This window comes from Amycolatopsis sp. NPDC051372, assembly GCF_040682095.1.
GTDB lineage: Bacteria > Actinomycetota > Actinomycetes > Mycobacteriales > Pseudonocardiaceae > Amycolatopsis.
On record NZ_JBFBAF010000082.1, the window covers coordinates 1 to 4,738 of the forward strand.

Here is a 4,738-nt window from a genome sequence, read left to right on the forward strand (position 1 = left end):
ACTCTTCAATAGTATTACCCATAAGGCGGAGAAGTCCAAACGGGACCCTTGGTTTTTCCGTTGGCGTGTCTGCGGTCCGCCCTTTCGAAGGGCTCAGGAACGGTCACAATAACCGACACCTTATTCGCTCTTGTGTTCGATTGTTCGCGCAGAGTGGGGCTCTACCAGCGGTTTTGATCCAGCCACCACTGCGGCCACGTGCTTCTCCAGTGGCGGAAGGCGATCTTGCCCCGGGCACGGGAGTGTCCTTTGCGGACTGACGAACGACGGCCCGACGATCGTCGGAAATCCGATGCGCGGCGACCCGGAGGGGCGGGCAGGGCGTCCCCGGGGAGGGTCGGAACCCCTGCCGCGGCGGGGTTCGGCGGCCCCGCGGCGGCGACGCCCGTTGGGCGGCAAAGGAGTCGACCGGCGGACCGGAGCCGGCCACGAAACCCGACAAAGCAGAACCTCCAAGAGCGGCAACGGGTGCGCACCCCGGACGCCCGGCACGGGTCCGGTCGCGTGAAGACTCGGCCAAGCGTGTGACCGGCGACGGCCCCGGATCGGCGTTCCGCGTGACGCAAGGGCAGGCCGCACTCGGCCGAGCGGGTGGCCCCGCGGTGAACGACTGTTCGGCCACCCGAAGCCGTGTCAGGGAGAGATATCGGGCCCGCACCGGATGCCCGCAATTGACCTGAAGCACCCGGCTCACTCAGCGAGGGAAAGGCCCCTCGGCACGGAACACGAGACCCGCGACAGGGTCCGCGAGTACAGAAAAAAGCGCTCCGGCCGGAAGCGCGGACCAGCCGCGCCGGCCGGGGCGCCGTCATGGATCAGCAGGTCAGGGGCAAGATGATATGTCTACTCAGGACTGTCAGGCGGGCGCCGTGGTCCGGGCGAGCGCGAAGTACCGCTCGTCGCTGTAGGGCCCGGGCGAGCCGGTGGCCGGGTCCCAGATCGTCCGCGACAGCTGGAAGAGGTCCCCCAAGTACACGTGCAACGCCACGGACCGGTCGGCGGTCCGGTTGGCCACAGAATGGATCACGCGCTCGTCCATCGGCAGCACAGAGCCCGCCGCCGTGTCGGTCTCCCCGACGCGCGTCAGAGCCGAGCCGTCCGCGCGGTAGAAGGTGTTGGTCTCCCGGCCCTCGAGCACGGCGATGCACGCCGGGATGAGGTGGTCGTGCGCCGGGTACTCCGTCCGGGGCCCGATCTCGACCCGCAGCAACGTCAGGGTCGGCTCGGCGTGGAGCACGTGCTCGTCGACGCCGGCGCCAGGCAACCAGCCGAGTACCTCGGCGGCGGACGCGGCGACCTCCCGCTGCAGCCGCAGCAGCGCGGCCGCCGGGTCCGCGGCGCCGCCGCCGCGTCGGGCGGCGATGATCAGGTCGGTGAGTTCGGTCATGGGGGTTCCGTCCACCTGGGAGGGTCGCGGCCGGTCGGGCCGCGAAGTGGGGACAGGGTGCCATCGACGGGTGTCGTGCGCTCGTGAAGGCGGCGGCCGGATTCTCAGCCGGCTCAGATGATCGGCACAGGTTCGGGCGCCGAACAGCCGTTTGGTGAACGGCCGTTCGGCGCCCACCCGAAAAAGAAGGCCGCCTCCCCCGGAGGAGAGGCGGCCTGAGGTGGAGAGTGGTGGGAGTCAGCGGGAGTGGAGCGTCAAAGCCGTTCCTGAAGCGCGTCCGCCGCGGCGAGCAGATCGGCGGCCCAGCGCGCGCCCGGTTTGCGGCCGATGCGTTCGATGGGACCGGAAACCGACACCGCCGCGACGACCGTGCCCGACGAATCCCGCACGGGCGCCGAGACGCTCGCCACGCCGGGTTCTCGTTCGGCGACGCTCTGCGCCCAGCCTCGGCGGCGCACTTCCAGCAAAGTGCGCTCGCCGTACACGGCTTCGGCGAGGATGGTGCGCTGCGTGTGCGGATCCGCCCACGCTGCGAGGACCTTCGCGCCCGAGCCGGCCGTCATCGGCAGGCGCGAGCCGATCGGCACGGTGTCGCGCAGGCCACTGGGCGGCTCGGCCGTCGAGACGCACACGCGCTGCACGCCGTCCCTCCGGTACAGCTGCACGCTTTCGCCCGTGATGTCGCGCAGCTTCGGCAGCACCGAGCTCGCGGCGTCGAGCAACGGGTCGGTCGAGCCGCCCGCCAGCTCGGCGAGCGCGGTGCCCGGGCGCCAGCGGCCGTCCGGTCCCCGGCGCAGCAACCGATGCACTTCGAGACCGACGGCGAGACGGTGCGCCGTCGCCCTCGGTAGTCCTGTGCGTGTGCAGAGTTCCGCCAGCCCACAGGGGTCTTCGGCGACGGCCTGCAGCACCGCCACGGCTTTGTCCAGTACTCCGATACCGCTATGCTGTCCCACGACGCGATACTAACTTCCCGAAGTTTGGGAAGTCCAGAATCTGGGAAAAACGAACTCGAGCTGCGCACGTGACGTGGCTCGCCCCGCCTGAGGACGTCGCCCGAGTTCCTTGCTCCCGGCCAACCCCTTGGAAGGAGCCGGAGATGACCAGCCCGACCGGCAAGGCTCGCACGCTGGCGGAGAAGGTGTGGGACAGCCACCTCGTGCGCCGAGGCGAAGGTGCCGAACCGGACCTGCTCTACATCGACCTCCACTTGGTGCACGAAGTCACGAGCCCGCAGGCGTTCGACGGCCTCCGGCTGGCCGGGCGGCCGGTGCGCCGCCCCGACCTCACCATCGCGACCGAGGACCACAACGTCCCCACCGTCGACATCGACCTCCCGATCGCGGACCCGGTGTCGCGCACGCAGGTCGACACCCTTCGCCGCAACTGCAAGGAGTTCGGTGTCCGGCTGCACCCGATGGGTGACGCCGAGCAGGGCATCGTGCACGTCATCGGCCCGCAGCTGGGGCTCACGCAGCCCGGCACGACCGTGGTGTGCGGCGACAGTCACACCTCCACCCACGGCGCGTTCGGCGCGATGGCCTTCGGCATCGGCACTTCGGAGGTCGAGCACGTGCTCGCCACCCAGACGCTGCCGCTGCGCAAGTTCAAGACGATGGCGATCACCGTCGACGGCGACCTGCAGCCGGGCGTCACGGCGAAGGACATCATCCTCGCCGTCATCGCCAAGATCGGCACCGGCGGCGGGCAGGGTTACGTGCTCGAGTACCGCGGCAAGGCCATCGAGGCGCTGTCGATGGAAGCACGCATGACGGTGTGCAACATGTCGATCGAGGCGGGCGCGCGCGCCGGCATGATCGCGCCGGACGAGACGACGTTCGACTACCTGAAGGGCCGTGCGCACGCGCCGCAGGGCGCCGACTGGGACGCCGCCGTGGCCGCGTGGCGCGAGCTGCGCACCGACGAGGGCGCCGAGTTCGACGCCGAGGTGCATCTCGACGCCGACGAGCTCACCCCGTTCGTGACCTGGGGCACCAACCCGGGTCAGGGCCTGCCGCTGGGCGCCTCGGTGCCCGACCCGGCCACGATCCCCGACGAGAACGAGCGCGCCTCGGCCGAGAAGGCCCTGTCCTATATGGACCTGACTCCGGGCACGCCGCTGCGCGAGATCGCGGTGGACACCGTCTTCCTCGGTTCGTGCACCAACGGCCGCATCGAGGACCTGCGCGCGGCCGCCGAGGTGCTGCGCGGGCGCAAGGTGGCCGAGTCCGTGCGGATGCTCGTGGTCCCCGGGTCGATGCGCGTGCGCCAGGCGGCCATCGACGAGGGCCTGGACAAGGTCTTCACCGAGGCCGGCGCCGAGTGGCGGCAGGCGGGCTGCTCGATGTGCTTGGGCATGAACCCGGACCAGCTCGCCCCCGGCGAGCGCAGCGCGTCGACTTCCAACCGCAACTTCGAGGGCCGGCAGGGCAAGGGCGGGCGCACGCACCTGGTGTCGCCGCTCGTGGCCGCCGCCACGGCCGTGCGGGGGACGCTCTCGTCCCCGGCCGACCTGGCCACCGTCTGACCCTTCCCGAGACAGGAGCTCCCACCATGGAACCGTTCACCCAGCACACCGGCGTCGGGGTGCCGCTGCGCAGGTCCAACGTGGACACTGACCAGATCATCCCGGCCGTCTACCTCAAGCGTGTGACCCGCACCGGCTTCGAGGACGGCCTGTTCGCCGCCTGGCGCACCCAGGACGACTTCATCCTCAACCAGGAGCCCTTCGACGGCGGCAGCGTCCTGGTCGCCGGGCCCGACTTCGGCACCGGCTCCTCCCGCGAGCACGCCGTGTGGGCGCTCATGGACTACGGCTTCCGCGCCGTGATCGCCTCCCGCTTCGGCGACATCTTCCGCGGCAACTCCGGCAAGGGCGGCCTCGTCGCCGCCCAGTGCGAGCAGTCGGACGTCGAACTGCTGTGGAAGCTGCTCGAGAACGAGCCCGGCACGGAGGTCACGGTCGACCTCGAGACCAAGACCGTGCGGGCCAAGGACTTCACCGCCCCGTTCCAGATCGACGACTACGTGCGCTGGCGCCTGCTCGAAGGGCTCGACGACATCGGCCTCACCCTGCGCCACGCCGAAGAGATCACCGAGTTCGAATCGACCCGGCCCTCCTGGAAGCCCGTGACCACCCCGATCACGGCCTCCTAGCCCCGTCCGGGGGCACGGATTCCCTGCTCGAAAAGGGAATCCGTGCCCCCGCGAGAGGCTGCTTCGCCCACACCAAACGGCACCTCCCCCGGCCCCGGAAGGGTCCCTCGGGAGGCGGAACCACTCCCCGGGCAAGGGAAAATTCCGCGTGCCGTTTGGAATTTGTGCTGCGTTGGTAATACCGTGTGCGCTAAG

4 protein-coding genes are annotated in these 4,738 nt (G+C 70.1%); 2 read left to right on the forward strand and 2 right to left on the reverse strand.

Annotation, left to right across the window (positions count from 1 at the left end):
• Positions 1 to 856 precede the first annotated feature (856 nt).
• Together AB0M56_RS50230 and AB0M56_RS50235 are read right to left on the reverse strand one after the other, a co-directional pair.
• Positions 857 to 1,387 carry a hypothetical protein gene (locus AB0M56_RS50230; protein ID WP_364190687.1) on the reverse strand — a complete coding sequence of 177 codons (531 nt, stop codon included), beginning with the start codon at positions 1,385 to 1,387 and terminating at the stop codon, positions 857 to 859.
• Positions 1,388 to 1,641: 254 nt separating this feature from the next.
• On the reverse strand, positions 1,642 to 2,343 hold the full coding sequence (locus tag AB0M56_RS50235) for an IclR family transcriptional regulator (protein WP_364190690.1): 702 nt from the start codon (positions 2,341 to 2,343) through the stop codon (positions 1,642 to 1,644).
• A 143-nt stretch (positions 2,344 to 2,486) separates the two neighbouring features.
• Between AB0M56_RS50235 and leuC the strand changes: the two genes are divergently transcribed.
• Together leuC and leuD are read left to right on the forward strand one after the other, a co-directional pair.
• Positions 2,487 to 3,914 (forward strand): 3-isopropylmalate dehydratase large subunit, encoded by a 1,428-nt coding sequence (gene leuC, locus AB0M56_RS50240; protein ID WP_364190693.1) that lies wholly within the window; start codon positions 2,487 to 2,489, stop codon positions 3,912 to 3,914.
• Between the two features lie 26 nt (positions 3,915 to 3,940).
• A complete protein-coding gene (gene leuD, locus AB0M56_RS50245; RefSeq protein WP_364190696.1) occupies positions 3,941 to 4,543 on the forward strand; it encodes a 3-isopropylmalate dehydratase small subunit in 603 nt (200 codons plus the stop codon).
• Positions 4,544 to 4,738: the final 195 nt, after the last annotated feature.

Bases quoted from the DNA above. Each gene is read 5' to 3' on its own strand.
- AB0M56_RS50230 (WP_364190687.1), bottom strand. From the start codon at position 1,387: ATGACCGAACTCACCGACCTGATCATCGCCGCCCGACGCGGCGGCGGC.
- leuC (WP_364190693.1), top strand. From the start codon at position 2,487: ATGACCAGCCCGACCGGCAAGGCTCGCACGCTGGCGGAGAAGGTGTGG.
- leuD (WP_364190696.1), top strand. From the start codon at position 3,941: ATGGAACCGTTCACCCAGCACACCGGCGTCGGGGTGCCGCTGCGCAGG.